The organism is Clostridium sp. CTA-7, assembly GCF_054768095.1.
The window spans coordinates 38,331-52,719 of record NZ_BAAAAV010000001.1 but is presented as its reverse complement, the minus strand read 5'-3'; the positions used below and the strand labels follow the sequence as shown (position 1 = coordinate 52,719).

Here is a 14,389-nt window from a genome sequence, read left to right as displayed (position 1 = left end):
ATAGAACATTTAATTAACTATAAAATTCCTAAAAATGAAAGTGCTATCGCCATTATAAAGGTTATAAATATTAGCACTACTGGACTTATTTTTTTATTTTTTATTAAGAAATATATTAATAGTGTGTACCCTAAAAAATAAAACCAGTCTTACTATAAAGCAAAACTGGTTTTATTTTTATAATTTCATTCCTTCAGTTTTCAAGTGGATATATGTAGGTTTGCGTTGACTTGGAGCAAAGCGACGGAATAAGCAAACTTACATATGTCCAATTTTTTATTAAAGCACCTTAGATAAGAAATCTATAGTTCTTGGATTTTTAGGATTCGTAAATACTTCTTCAGGAGTTCCTTGTTCTACTATATTTCCTCCATCCATAAATAATATTCTATCTCCAACTTCCTTAGCAAAACCCATTTCATGAGTTACTACAACCATAGTCATTCCTTCTTTTGCTAAACTTTTCATAACATTTAATACTTCCCCGACCATTTCTGGATCTAATGCTGATGTAGGTTCATCAAACAACATAACATCCGGCTCCATAGCTAAAGCTCTTGCTATTGCTATTCTTTGTTTTTGTCCTCCAGATAAAGAAGCTGGATAAGCATCAGCTTTTTCTAATAGTCCTACTTTTGTTAATAAATCCTTTGCCTTTTTTTCTGCTTCATTCTTGGACATATTTTTAACTTTAATAGGTGCTATTGTTAGGTTTTCTAAGACAGTTTTGTGTGGAAATAAATTAAATTGTTGAAACACCATTCCCATTTTCTCTCTTATCTTATTTATATCAGTTTTTTTATCTGTAATACTTTTACCTTCAAAAATTATTTCCCCATCAGTTGGTTCCTCTAATAAATTTAAGCATCTTAGAAAAGTACTTTTACCTGATCCTGAAGGTCCTATAACAACTACAACTTCACCCTTTTGTATATTTTCATTAATTCCCTTTAATACTTCATTGTTCCCAAAATATTTGTGTAAATTATTAACGTGAATCACCGGCCTTCATTCTCCTTTCTATATAATTCATAAGTCTTCCTAGTGAAAATGTCATAATAAAATAGAATACTGCTGCAACTATTAATGGTTCAAATCCTCTAAAAGTTACTCCTCTAACTACTTGTGCACCATACATAAGTTCACTAACACCTATTACAGATGCCATTGAAGACTCTTTAATTACAGTAACAAATTCATTACCTATTGCAGGTAATATATTTCTAACTGCTTGTGGCATTATTATAAGCTTCATTGCCGTAAATTGACTCATCCCTAAGCTTCTTGCAGCTTCTAACTGCCCCTTATCAACAGCTTCAATACCAGCTCTTATTATTTCTGAAACATAAGCTGCTGAATTTATAGATACTGCTATTATACCTGCTGTTAAAGCTGGTATATTAACACCTAAAAGTTCATCAAATCCATAATAAACTATCATGATTTGTAGAAGCATCGGAGTTCCTCTAATTATTTCAATATATATAGTTGCAATAGCGTTTAAAGGATTGATTTTCCATATTTGAAATTTTGATCTTTTCATGAAACATAATAAAGATCCTAAAATAACACCCATAAGTACGCTTATTAATGATATCAATAAAGTCCATTTAACACCATTTATAAAATATGGCATATATTCAGATAAAAAACTAAAATCTAAAGTCAAATTTTACACCCTTTCTCTTAACTTAAATTTAAAATTGACAATTGATAATTATTTTTACAATTCCATAAATTAAATTGCTTAACTTAATAAGAATATAATTCGTAATTGAAACATTATCAATTGTCAATAATTAACTAATTTGCTTGCCCTGCTAAATCATTAGCATCTATTATAAATTTATCTAATAATTTTTCTTCTTTTATTCTTTTTATTGTACTATTTAATTGTTCTGCAAATTCCGGTGAATTTTTCTTAATAGCAATAGCTGATCCACCTTCTGTATCTTTTAATTTTTCTTGTCCTACAACTAATTCTGGATTATTTTTAACTAGCATTTCAGCTACTGGTAATTCAACCACTAAAGCATCTATTTTTCCTGATTTCAATTCAAGAATTAAATCATTAACATTTGATAGTAATTGCATTTGAGCATCTGCAATTTTTTCTTTAGCTAAATCGGCTTGAATTGATCCCATTTGAGCTCCAACTTTTTTACCTTTTAGATCTTCAAATGTCTTATATTTATCTTTATCTTCAGCTCTTACCACCATTCCATGTTCTGCAACATAGTATATATCTGAAAAGTCTACAGCTTTTTTTCTTTCCTCAGTAGGACTCATTCCTGATATAACCATATCTATTTTCCCTGTTGGAACAGCTGCTACTAAAGAATCAAATTTCATATCTTTTATTTCTAATTCAACTCCCATATCTTTAGCTATTTCTTTAGCTATCTCGACATCAAAGCCTACTATTTCATCTTTTCCATCTTTCATAATATGAAACTCATATGGAGCATAATCCGCACTTAGTCCAACAACTAATTTTCCTTTTTCCTTAACTTCTGCTAGCTTATTTGCAGATTTAGAACTTTTTCCCCCACAGCTTATTAAACCAAATGACATAACCCCAACTACAGTTACAGCTAATATTTTTTTTATTATTCCCTTTTTCATTTTTTAATCCCCCTCTTTATGATTAAATATGCAAATTGTCTTTCAAATAAACTAGCATAATTATACACCATAATTTTATTTTTATGCAACACTTTTTTTAAAATTTTTTTATATTTTTCATGAACCATGTTATTTCAGTAAATCCTCCTTGTTTCTATACTTTTCTTGTTTATAAAAATAAATTTCATAATATTTATTATTTTTCAGAGCCTGAAAATTTATGCATTTTTATAAGTTGTTAGTTGTAATTTATACATAATATATAAGTTTGTCACACTTAATTACTGAAGCTATAGAAAATTGTATCTACTTTAACTAAATGAATGCACTTTATTAGAACATATATATAAATTCAAATTTATTGTTTCACTTTTTTAGTATAAGCATACATTATTATTGGAACTTAAATAAAAGAAGCAATAATTAGGAGTGATATAGTTGATTTACCAAAAAGAAAGGCATCTTTTTCCAGGGGGTAATACTTATAAAGGCTTTTACTCTTTTTATAAGTATATATTGACACAAGAAGATGCAAATAGAATTATATGCATAAAAGGTGGGCCTGGAACAGGGAAATCTTTTTTGATGAAAAAGGTTGGAGCTCATTTTAAGAATATGGGTTATTCAATCGAATATCACCACTGCTCTTCTGATAATAATTCCCTAGATGGAGTTGTTATAAAAGAACTTGGCCTTGCAATTCTAGATGGTACATCACCTCATATGGTTGATCCTATTCACCCAGGTGCTGTAGATGAAATTCTTAATATGGGGGATGCCCTTAACATTGATGCTCTTTCTTTAAACAAGAGAGAAATTATCGATGTTTGTAAGATTATTAGCAATAACTTTAAAAGGGCTTATACATTCTTAGCTTCAGCTAAGTATATCCATGATGATTGGAGTAGATTAAATTCTGAGGCTTTAGATTATAGTAAAATAGTAACAATTTCTGAAAGTTTAAAAGAAGAAATATTTACTAAGCAAAAGTCTGGTTTTGGTGATGAGAGACATTTATTTGCAACGGCATTTACACCTAATGGAATAATCACCTTTGCTAAAGATCTCACTTCTGAACTTAAGCGCAAATTCATATTAAAAGGAGGTCCTGGATTTAGCAAAAGCACTATTCTATTAGAAATAGGTAAGCTTGCTCAAAAGAAAGGCTACTTCGTGGAATATATGCATGATCCTTTTATACCTGAAAGAATTGAACACATTTTAATACCTGAAATATCTACTTGTGTATTAACTGAAAATGAAATTAGCCAAGCTTCTTTTAATGGTAAGACTTATAATATTGAAGATTTCTGTAATGCATCTATACTTTCAAGTAATAAAAGTGATGTAGATTATGATAAGCAAATTTTCTATGAGCTTACAAACAAAGCTTTATCTTACATCTCTGAGGCTCATAGAATTCATGATGAATTAGAAGCTTATTATATAAATGCTCTAGATTTTAATATGTTAGATAATATTTATGCTAATGTAATTAAAAAATTTGAAAATTATATACCTCTATAAAATTTATAAATTAACTATATAGTAAAAGGAGTAGAATTTTGAAAACCCTACTCCTTTACTAATATATACTATTTCACTAAATTTACTATAAAAAATAAACTTATAATTGATATTATTATACATATTAATGAATACATATACTTTTCTCTACCTATCCTATAAAGAAAAAATCTTATTGCCCATAGCATCATAGTTACGCATATACCTATTTGTAATGGTAAGTATGAATTAAACATATGCATATTAATGAAATGGTATGTTGTTAAGAATGTAAGAACTATAATCACACTAGCTGCTATTGAAGCTAAAGTACATATTAGTGTAAAAAAATCCTTAAATCTAAATTTACTCATTTCTAATTACTCCTTTATTATACCCTCAAAGTCCTCTTCACTTAGAACCTTTACTTCAAGTTCAATTGCTTTATCTAACTTTGATCCTGCTTCTTCACCAGCTATTACAAAATCAGTTTTTTTGCTTACACTTCCTGAAACCTTAGCACCTAATAGTTCTAGTTTTGCTTTTATTTCTCCTCTAGAGTAGTTTTTTAAAGTTCCTGTTACAACAACTGTTTTACCTTCAAAAGGACTGGATATTATTTCTTGTTCTTCAAAACTTGGAGATACCCCAAGCTCTAAAAGCTCATTTATCGTATTTAATGTCTTTTCTTCCTTAAAAAATTCTAAAACACATTTAGCAACTATTCCGCCTACATCTTGAACAGATACTAAATCATCAAAGCTAGCATTTTTTAATCCTTCCAAAGATTTAAATTTATTAACTAAATCCTTAGCAGTTTTTACTCCAACATTAGGAATACCTAATGAATATATAAATCTATATAATTCACAATCTTTGCTTTTTTCAACTGCATCTAATAAATTTTGTGCTTTTTTAGGTCCAAACTTTTCTAACTGTACAAGATCCTCTTTTTTAAGATTATATAAATCTGCAATTGATTTAATATCTAGCTTTTCAAATAACTGTTCAGCTGTCTTTTCTGAGAAACCTTCTATATTCATAGCATCTCTTGATGCAAAATGAACTATCGTTTTAACCATTTGAGGTTTGCATGAAAGAGTGTTTTCACAGAAATAATGAACTCCATTTTGTACTAAATGAGCTCCACAAGCTGGGCAAATTTCAGGAACATTTATTTCTTCTGTACTTTCTAAGGATTCTTCTACTACTCCCATTATTTCAGGAATAACATCATTAGATCTTCTTACAAAAACTTCTGCTCCTATTCTTACACCTTTTCTTCTTATATCATCTATATTATTTAAAGTTGCTCTTTTTACAGTTACTCCTGCAAGTTCTACAGGTTCTAGAATAGCTGTAGGGCCAACCCTACCACTTCTGCCAACATTCCACTCTACATCTAAAAGCTTTGTTGTGGCTTCTTGTGCTTCAAACTTATAAGCTATTGCCCACTTAGGAAATTTCACTGTATATCCTATAAGCTCTCTTGTTCTTATATCATCTATTGCAATAACAACACCATCAATATCATAATTTAAGTCAAATCTACTATCATTTATATAGTTAATTTCCTTTTCTATTTCTTCAACTGTAGTACAGTATTTAACATAGCTATCCATAGGTAAGCCTTTTCCCTTTATGAAATTTAACATTTCTTCATAAGTCTTAAAAGGTTCCCCTTCTTTATAACCTACATCATAGAAAAAAGCTGAAAGATTTCTCTTAGCGGTTTCTTTTAAATTAAGGTTTCTTAAAGCTCCTGCAGCACCATTTCTTAAATTCTTAAGAGGAACATCAGCATTTTTATTGTAATTTTCAAAGGCCTCTGTAGTCATTATAGCTTCACCATGAACTTCAAACAAATCCTCTGAGGATATTTTTAATGGTACTGATTTTATAGTTTTAACTTGAGCTGAAACCTCTTCTCCAACTTCTCCATTACCTCTTGTAGCAGCAGATACTAATATTCCATTTTCATCATAAGTTAAGTTAACTGTTAATCCATCAAATTTCTTTGTTAATACATATCTTGGTTCTGGTAAATTTTCGCCCCTAGAATTCATTTCTTTTATAAATTTAAGATTTCTATTATGCCAATCTTTTAATTCTTCTAAACTTTGAGCCTTATCTAAGCTCCAAAGCCTTGATTTATGAGTGTATTTATTAAATCCTTCTAATATTCTATCTCCAACTCTTAAAGTAGGTGAATATGAAAGAATATAGTTTGTTTCTTCCTCTAGTTTTCTAAGTTCATCATACTTTTTGTCATAATCTTTATCAGATATGGATGAATTGTCTAAGGAATAATACTCATAAGCATATCTATTTAATTCTTCTACTAATTCCTCTATTCTTTGCTTTTTATCCAAATAGAACACCCCTTTTATAAAATTTCCAATTTAATACATATAATTAATGAGGCTAATTCACCATTTAATAATTTTAAGTGGAGAAATATAAGTTGGAGAAGATAAATAGAATATGTGAAATAAGCCTAGTACTTCTTCGCACAGCTATTTAGCTTATAGAACATATCTATTTATCGTAGCCTTTATATTCGCAATTTATTACATTAGTTCTAGGTTTGCTAATGATAACATTAATATCTTTATTCCTTGATTATCAAAAGCTATTGTGAGCTTTTTATCATTTCCTGTATTAGCTATTGATACTACTGTTCCAATTCCAAACTTGCTATGTTTTACTTTTCTTCCTATAGTTATCTCATCATTTGAAAGAGATGATTCTATATTTTGTGACTTAGGTTTTGTCATTTGTACTGAATTACCTCTTAAGCTATGTGGATTATTATATCTATTATCTCTTGGAAACATTGTTGCTCTAGCTGTTTGTGATAAATTATTCCCTGAAACATACTCCTTTAAATCGCCTTTTATTTCTGCTATAAAATCTGATTGAGGATAGGCAACTGTTCTACCAAATTGTCTTCTAACCTCTGCTGAAGTCATAAATAGTTGTTCTTTTGCTCTTGTTATACCAACATAACATAACCTTCTTGATTCTTCCATTTCTGCTTCACTTTCAAAGGATGCATTACCTGGGAATATTCCATTTTCCATTCCAACCATGAAAACTACTGGGAACTCTAGCCCCTTAGCACTATGAACAGTCATTAAAACTATAGTGTCATCTTCCGCTTCTAGCTTATCTGTGTCTTGAACCAAGGAAACTTTTTCTAAGTATGCTGATAAGCTCTTATCTTCGCTACTTCTTTCAAAATCAACAGCATCAGAAACTAATTCTTTTAAGTTTTCTATTCTACTTTTATCTTCTATTTCCTTTGATTTTTCTAGCTCTGATATATACCCTGTTTCCTTCAATATAGTTTCTATTAAAGTAGATACAGGCATTACTTCGCTCATTTCCATGAATTTATCCATCATTTCCATAAACACTTCTATTCCTCCGCAATTTCTTGCAGTTAATGTAGGAATATTTCTTACTGTACTTAAAGCATCCCATAATGGCAATTCATAATCATCAGCGAAATCTACAACTTTATTTACTGTAGCATCTCCAATCCCTCTCTTTGGAACATTTATAATTCTTCTTAAGCTTACACTGTCAGTTGGATTAACTAGAACTTTTAAATATGAAAGCATATCCTTAATTTCTTTTCTATCATAGAATCTAGTTCCACCTAAAATTTTATAAGGGATTTCTTTTCTTCTTAGGCCTTCTTCAAATATACGTGACTGAGCATTAGTTCTATAAAGAATTGCAAAATCCTTATATTTCTTATCTTCAGCTTCTTTTATTTTATTTATTTGGGTTGCAACAAAATCACCTTCATCACTATCTGAATAGGCTCTATATACCTTAATTTTATTTCCTGATTCTTGTTCTGTTCTTAAAACCTTGCTTTTTCTATTTGCATTATTTACTATAACTACATTAGCAGCATCTAATATATTACCTTTTGAACGATAATTTTGCTCAAGCTTAATTACTTTAGCATCAGGATAATCTTTTTCAAAGTCTAATATATTTCTTATATCTGCTCCTCTCCACTGATAAATACATTGGTCATCATCTCCAACAACACATATGTTCTTATATTTATCTGCTAGAAGTCTAATCAATTCATATTGAACCTTATTAGTATCTTGATACTCATCTACCATAATATATTGGAATTTTCTTTGATAAAACTCTAATGTTTCTTTATCGTTTTTAAATAACTCTACAGTTTTAAATATTAAATCATCAAAATCTAAAGCGTTATTTTCCTTTAATCTCTTTTGATACATTTCATAAACATCTGCTATTTTCTTTTCTCTAAAATTACTTTCATTCTCTCTCATAAAACTTGCAGGGCTTTGCATATTATCCTTAGCCTTACCTATTTTACTCATTATTTCTTGTTCAGTTATATCTTTATCATTTATATTTAAAGCTTTCATACACTCTTTTATAAGTGTCTTTTGATCTGAAGTATCATATATTGTAAAACTCTTTTTATATCCAAGCTTTTCTATTTCTCTTCTAAGTATTCTTACACAAGTTGAGTGGAATGTAGAAATCCACATATCCTCTGCTCTTTCTCCTATTAAAGCCTTGACTCTATCCTTCATTTCCTTTGCTGCTTTATTAGTAAAAGTAATAGCTAGTATCTTATATGGTAAAACTCCTAAATCTTCTATCATATGGGCCATTCTGTGTGTCAAAACTCTGGTTTTTCCTGAACCAGCTCCTGCTAATATCAGCACTTGACCATCTATAGTAGTAGCCCCTTCATATTGTTCTTTGTTAAGTAATGACTTTAAATCCATCTATACAGACTCCTTTCATATTACCAACATATTATAACATACATATCATTTATATTGTTGCCTAAAAGTACTAAATAGATTATATCAAATATATTCTCCTAATCATAAAAAATAGATATACCATTTAAAAATCACAGTATATCTACTTTACTATTTATTTAATTTATAAACACTTTAATTTCATAATAAAATCTATATATAATTTCTAATAACTAAGAAATTATAGCATTTACACTTTTTATTTTTTCTTGATTTAATTTATTAAACCACCATATAGTATATACTACACCAAATACTAAGTTTAATATACCTATTATAGGAATTATACTTTCATTTCTCCATGCTTCTGAACCCATTATAGGTGCAAACACATCTCCAAATGTTCCTCTTATAAACATATGAATTGCTAATGTGTAAATTCTTGCATGTAACCATAAATCTGACCTTTTTCTAATTAAAGAATAAATTTCTGGAACTATTAATATACAAATAGAGCTTGCAAAGAATCCTGTATTTTCTGCATAAACGAATCCAGCATTCCAAGTAGTATAGAATAAGCACCACATTAATGGAAGATCACTAATAAGTTCTGCAAAGCCTTCTTTAGATCCAAATCTCCAATGCTTTGGTGGAAATGGTATTGTTATGGCACATAGAATACCTGCTCCAAAGTTAAAATAATTTCCTAATGTAAGGTCTTTAATAGAAGCCTCTAATATGTTTAGAAAAAGTACTACATAAAAAAACCATAATACCCAATTCTTTTTTAAAAAACTTAAACCTTTGTCTTTATATTTATTACTCATTCTACAAATATTAACAAAGCATGTTGGAATAATAACTATTAATACTTTACCTAATCTAAACCAATCGTTTCCGAAGGTCTTAATCCAAAAAGGAAAAGCTAATATTGCTAGAACACCTACAACTGTAGTAGTTTTAAGATACTTTCTAGCTAATTCTACTAATAAGTATAAAACAGCAATATATGCAGTCATAGAAATTAAATATTGCCACCATGGTATAATTTTCATAATAATCCTCCATAAGTTTATTATTGTATATTTTTCCTATTTAATTATACTACGTTTAACTAGCTAGTCAATAAATTTTAAATGTGATTTCAAACTTGCAATTATGATATATCTAGGAATTTTATATTTCATATATTTTTTTAAAATATATACATATTGCAATTTTTTTGGTTTCATAAACTCATTTTCCATCTTATTATACATTTTCATTCAAATTTTATTATGATTTAACACTTAAATTTTAATCGTTTTCTATTATTAAAATAGTAAATTCTCCCCATCAGTAAGCGATTTCATCTGTTTTTTTCCAAACAAAAAACGCAACCCTTGGGGCCAGGTTGCGCTTTAGCAATAAGCAATAAATAAAAAGGGGGCTATTTATTCCTTTTATTTATCCTTGCAGAATTATTATAGTGTATCTTTTTCTAAAATGCAAGATATTTTGAAAATATTACTGTAAACCCGATTCATTTATGAATGTTTAAGCTTCATTTTAATTAAATATTCGCTAAAAACTCTTTAAAATAGAGACTTCTTCTTCTGTTAACTCTCTATATTCGCCTTCTTCCAGATCATCATCCAGCTTTAAAGTTCCAAATTCAACCCTTTGTAGATAGGTAACACTTTTATCGACAGCTTCAAACATTCTCTTTACTTGATGATACTTTCCTTCTTGAATAGTAATCATAACCTCTGAACCTTCCTCAGATGCCTCTATAATTTCAAGCTTAGCTTCTTTACAAGTGTATCCATCATCTAAAGTTATACCATTTTTAAATCTCTTTATATCTTCATCAGTAACTTTTTTATTTATCTTAGCATAATAAATCTTGTCAACTTTCCATTTTGGAGATATTAATCTATGATTCAGATCACCATCATTAGTTAATAGTAGCAATCCTACAGTATCTTTATCTAATCTTCCAACTGGAAAAGGATTAAATACTTGATGTTCTATTTCTAATAAATCAATAACTGTTTCATCTCTATTATCATGAGTTGCAGAGACTACTCCATCTGGCTTATTCATCATTAAATATATGTATTTTCTATAAAATATTTCTTCTCCATTAACACAAATCTTATCTTTCTCTGGATCTACTTGCATTCCATTATCTTTAACTAATTCCCCATTTACCTCTATAAGACCTTTTCTTATAGCTTGCTTAAGTTCTTTTCTTGTTCCATATCCTAAATTAGCTAAAACTTTATCTAATCTTTCCATTTAAGCACCTTCCTTCTCAATTAATATGTTGAGCCTTTACGATTTATTTTATTACTTTAATAGGAGATAAACAAGTGAAATAGTCAAAATTTAAAAAAGTAGATAACCTCATAAGAATTTATCTACTTTCTTCCTTCATACTTTAAATAATCTTAATTATTTAATAAGGACCTAACGTTTCGTTAGGTCCTTATTACTTAGAATTAAATTAATAAATATATAACTAATTATTATTTATTAATTATATATTACTTATTTTATTCATTACTACTATAATATCTATAATTATCTAGTATTTTCGGAACATAGTTTTGAGTTTCTTGTGGCATCTTATATAAATCACTAGGTGACTTTACTCCTCTTCTTTCCATTGTTCCTGGCCCACCATTATATGCCATAAGAGCCATCTCTAAATTTCCACCGAACATATCTAAGTATTCTTTAATGTGTCTTACTCCAGCTTCTACATTTTGATTTATATCAAATGGGTTTGTTACTCCATAAGCTTCTGAGTTAAAGTCCATTAATTGCATAAGTCCTTTTGCTCCTGCATATGAAACTGCATTAGGATTAAAGTTTGATTCTTGCTTTATTATTGAAAGAACTAAAGCTCTATCCACTCCATATTTACTGCAATATTTATCAACAGCTTCATATATTTTTTCCACATCATTTCCTAATTCTTTACTTATATCTTTACTTAACTCATTAAAGCTTATGTTAGAACTTGTATTATTATTTCTTACTCCTTCTAACAATTCTTCTTCTTTTTGTACTGTCTCAGACCTAAATCTAAGGGGTATTTCTTCAAGCTTCTGTCCTGCCCCTGTAGGTGTATAACTTCTTGTATTTTCTTCATTATCACTAGCTGAAGCCTTAGCTTCATTATTCTTTAATAAAGCTTCATATACTATCTCAAATTCCGGGCCATCACCCATAGCTTTTTTTAAAACTTCTTTACTAATCATGTTTCCCATAAATTCTTCTACTTTAGGAATATTCACTTTTGTTCCCTCCGAAATTACACTTTTGCTATTAATATCGTACAATTTTTAATATACTTAAGGCTTAACTTCAAATTCTATACTTGTATAATCTTCATAATTAACCTTTTTGTAATAGCTTTTACTTAAAACTAATACTCTATAGTTACCGGGCGAAAATGGTACAAATGTATAGTAGTTCTTTCTACTATAAGCTTGTACTCTTATCCAATTTCTTTTTTCCATGATATAAAATTCATAGCAAACTTCTTTTCCACCTTCACTACTTGCTTCGAAAGTTATTTCACTATTCACCTGAAGATTTTCATTTTTAACTCTAATCTTTGTATTCGTAACTGGTGTAGCTTCATTTACATAAAGAGATACTTCCTTTTTTACATCATAGTCCTCAGTGCATAATACATTTTTCCCATAAATCTCAAAAGTATATTTTCCTGAACACTTAGGCTTAAACCTAATTCTTTTGCTTTCTATATAACCTGTATCTTCTATTTCACGTCCATTTATTTTTGTTATATATCTTAGTAAAACGTTTTTAGTATTTTGTACTATAGTTTCTAAATCTATTATATCTCCTACTAAATAAATTTCATTTTGAGATAATAATACATAATCTATTTCTGCTTCTTGATAATCTTTAACTTTAAAATATATAAAGCTATGGGAATCATATTCTTTAGATGAGTACTTATCTAAAACTCTTACCTCAACCTCATACTCTCCACTTTCTTCTGGAGTAAAGTTTATCCAATTAGTAATTCCATAACTACTTCTTTCCTTTTCCTTTTTGTCTTTATAGACTATAAATGAATATTTAAGTTCTGTTCCACCCTCTGCTTTAACCTTTATGTTTATAGGCTCATTTTTTATACAACCTCTTGTTTTGCTTGCTAAAACATCTATTATCTTTACTGGCTTTTCACCTTTTTTATCTATTTTAAAGTCTAGTTCTCTTATATCCTCATAATCTCCATCAAAAGAAATATCCTTTGTTTTAAGTACTATTTTATATTCACCTTCAATTTTTGTTTCCCAATTAAAGTTTCTTGACCTTATATAACCTGTATCTTCTGCAACTGGACCTTCAACTATATATCTATACAGAATTTCTTTTCCACCTATAACAAATGATTTAAAGTTTATATTAGCTCCAGAAACTTGAGGCGAATTTAAATCTGATGAAAAATTCCTTATTTTTATTTCATTATAAGGATTAATAGAATAAATCATGCATGCTCTATCATCATATTGCTTGTTGGAAAATATATCTCTTACATAACATAAAAGCTTATAATCTCCCTTTTTCCTTTCATAAAGTGATACTATATTTTTAGTTGAATAGTCTTGAATACATGTTATTCTTCCATTAGTATCTACTCTTAAAAATTTATATAGTATAGTTCTACTATTATCATAATTTACACCAACTTTAAATATTAACTCTTCATTTACTAAAAGATTTTCTGATAAACATTTAAATGAATTTATCTCTATAAGTGGTTGTTCTTTTACTTTAAATATTACAGTTATAAAATCTTCAACATTTTCTTGGGATGATGGTCTTTTACACTCAATAAGCAATTCACCATCTACAGCTTTTGTAGTAGTATATGTTAATTTATTTTCTGTACTGTAATCTTTAAGAGGCTCCCATCCTTGTGTTCCTTTTATCCAAAATCTATATAATAAAATTTCTTCATCTTCTGCTGCTAGTACTTCTATATTTAGTTTTTCCCCTATAATTAAAGAAGTCTTATCTATTATTACATCTTTGATTAACTTACTACTTCTATGATTTGGTTCTAATGCATCACTTTCTTCTATCCCTTTAATTTCATAATTTGCTTTGGCATTGCCTTGCTTATTTGAATCTTTATGTTTATATTGAACCATTATCATATATTCTCCAGATTTATTAGGCCTCCATAGACACTCATTCTTAGGTGAATAATCTTGAATTGGTTTCCAAGTCAAATGCCTCTCCACTGGAATCCCTTCTAAGAACTTATATTCCATACAATCATTACCATCTGAAATTGCTTTTATATTTATTTTCTCATCTATTAATGATGGACTTTCTTTATCAAAAGTTATTAATAATTCGCTCATACCCTCACACCCTATTTTTTCTCAATTCTACCTAATATTATTATACAGTTTACATAATGAAATATAAAACGAAATTTGTCACCAAAATAA

Annotated in this window: 11 protein-coding genes and 1 pseudogene; 1 reads left to right on the top strand and 11 read right to left on the bottom strand. The window is 28.7% G+C overall.

Annotated features, from left to right (window positions below; genetic code table 11):
* Nucleotides 1-17: 17 nt before the first annotated feature.
* The 4 genes and pseudogenes from ACYUEX_RS00210 to ACYUEX_RS00195 all read right to left on the bottom strand — a co-directional run.
* Nucleotides 18-122, bottom strand: a pseudogene (locus ACYUEX_RS00210) (PTS N-acetylgalactosamine transporter subunit IID); the annotation flags it as partial.
* A 157-nt stretch (nt 123-279) separates the two neighbouring features.
* Nucleotides 280-1,002, bottom strand: a complete 723-nt coding sequence (locus ACYUEX_RS00205) for an amino acid ABC transporter ATP-binding protein (protein ID WP_460286034.1) — start codon at nt 1,000-1,002, stop codon at nt 280-282.
* Nucleotides 989-1,636 carry an amino acid ABC transporter permease gene (locus ACYUEX_RS00200; protein WP_460286508.1) on the bottom strand — a complete coding sequence of 216 codons (648 nt, stop codon included), beginning with the start codon at nt 1,634-1,636 and terminating at the stop codon, nt 989-991. Before ACYUEX_RS00200 ends, ACYUEX_RS00205 begins: the two co-directional genes overlap by 14 nt.
* A gap of 167 nt (nt 1,637-1,803) precedes the next feature.
* Nucleotides 1,804-2,625 (bottom strand): ABC transporter substrate-binding protein, encoded by an 822-nt coding sequence (locus ACYUEX_RS00195; RefSeq protein ID WP_460286033.1) that lies wholly within the window; start codon nt 2,623-2,625, stop codon nt 1,804-1,806.
* Nucleotides 2,626-3,063: 438 nt separating this feature from the next.
* Between ACYUEX_RS00195 and ACYUEX_RS00190 the strand changes: the two genes are divergently transcribed.
* On the top strand, nt 3,064-4,152 hold the full coding sequence (locus ACYUEX_RS00190) for a PRK06851 family protein (RefSeq protein WP_460286032.1): 1,089 nt from the start codon (nt 3,064-3,066) through the stop codon (nt 4,150-4,152).
* 68 nt (nt 4,153-4,220) lie between these two features.
* On the opposite strand, the gene ACYUEX_RS00185 is transcribed toward ACYUEX_RS00190, so the two are convergent.
* The 7 genes from ACYUEX_RS00185 to ACYUEX_RS00155 all read right to left on the bottom strand — a co-directional run bounded on the left by ACYUEX_RS00185 (nt 4,221) and on the right by ACYUEX_RS00155 (nt 14,299).
* Nucleotides 4,221-4,505 (bottom strand): hypothetical protein, encoded by a 285-nt coding sequence (locus ACYUEX_RS00185; RefSeq protein WP_460286031.1) that lies wholly within the window; start codon nt 4,503-4,505, stop codon nt 4,221-4,223.
* Between the two features lie 6 nt (nt 4,506-4,511).
* Entirely contained in the window at nt 4,512-6,503 is a 1,992-nt protein-coding gene (ligA, locus tag ACYUEX_RS00180) for an NAD-dependent DNA ligase LigA (RefSeq protein ID WP_460286030.1), read from the bottom strand.
* A 198-nt stretch (nt 6,504-6,701) separates the two neighbouring features.
* Entirely contained in the window at nt 6,702-8,927 is a 2,226-nt protein-coding gene (pcrA, locus tag ACYUEX_RS00175) for a DNA helicase PcrA (RefSeq protein WP_460286029.1), read from the bottom strand.
* A 212-nt stretch (nt 8,928-9,139) separates the two neighbouring features.
* Nucleotides 9,140-9,961: a DUF5692 family protein gene (locus ACYUEX_RS00170; protein WP_411169706.1), complete on the bottom strand. Its 822-nt coding sequence runs from the start codon at nt 9,959-9,961 to the stop codon at nt 9,140-9,142.
* A 508-nt stretch (nt 9,962-10,469) separates the two neighbouring features.
* A complete protein-coding gene (locus ACYUEX_RS00165) occupies nt 10,470-11,186 on the bottom strand; it encodes a pseudouridine synthase (protein WP_460286028.1) in 717 nt (238 codons plus the stop codon).
* A 257-nt stretch (nt 11,187-11,443) separates the two neighbouring features.
* Nucleotides 11,444-12,190 carry a lytic transglycosylase domain-containing protein gene (locus ACYUEX_RS00160; protein WP_460286027.1) on the bottom strand — a complete coding sequence of 249 codons (747 nt, stop codon included), beginning with the start codon at nt 12,188-12,190 and terminating at the stop codon, nt 11,444-11,446.
* A gap of 57 nt (nt 12,191-12,247) precedes the next feature.
* Complete coding sequence (locus ACYUEX_RS00155) at nt 12,248-14,299, bottom strand: triple tyrosine motif-containing protein (protein WP_460286026.1); 2,052 nt, start codon at nt 14,297-14,299, stop codon at nt 12,248-12,250.
* Between the last annotated feature and the right edge of the window lie 90 nt (nt 14,300-14,389).

Bases quoted from the DNA above. Each gene is read 5' to 3' on its own strand.
- ACYUEX_RS00165 (WP_460286028.1), bottom strand. From the start codon at position 11,186: ATGGAAAGATTAGATAAAGTTTTAGCTAATTTAGGATATGGAACAAGA.
- ACYUEX_RS00170 (WP_411169706.1), bottom strand. From the start codon at position 9,961: ATGAAAATTATACCATGGTGGCAATATTTAATTTCTATGACTGCATAT.
- ACYUEX_RS00200 (WP_460286508.1), bottom strand. From the start codon at position 1,636: ATGCCATATTTTATAAATGGTGTTAAATGGACTTTATTGATATCATTA.
- ACYUEX_RS00185 (WP_460286031.1), bottom strand. From the start codon at position 4,505: ATGAGTAAATTTAGATTTAAGGATTTTTTTACACTAATATGTACTTTA.
- pcrA (WP_460286029.1), bottom strand. From the start codon at position 8,927: ATGGATTTAAAGTCATTACTTAACAAAGAACAATATGAAGGGGCTACT.
- ACYUEX_RS00195 (WP_460286033.1), bottom strand. From the start codon at position 2,625: ATGAAAAAGGGAATAATAAAAAAAATATTAGCTGTAACTGTAGTTGGG.
- ACYUEX_RS00155 (WP_460286026.1), bottom strand. From the start codon at position 14,299: ATGAGCGAATTATTAATAACTTTTGATAAAGAAAGTCCATCATTAATA.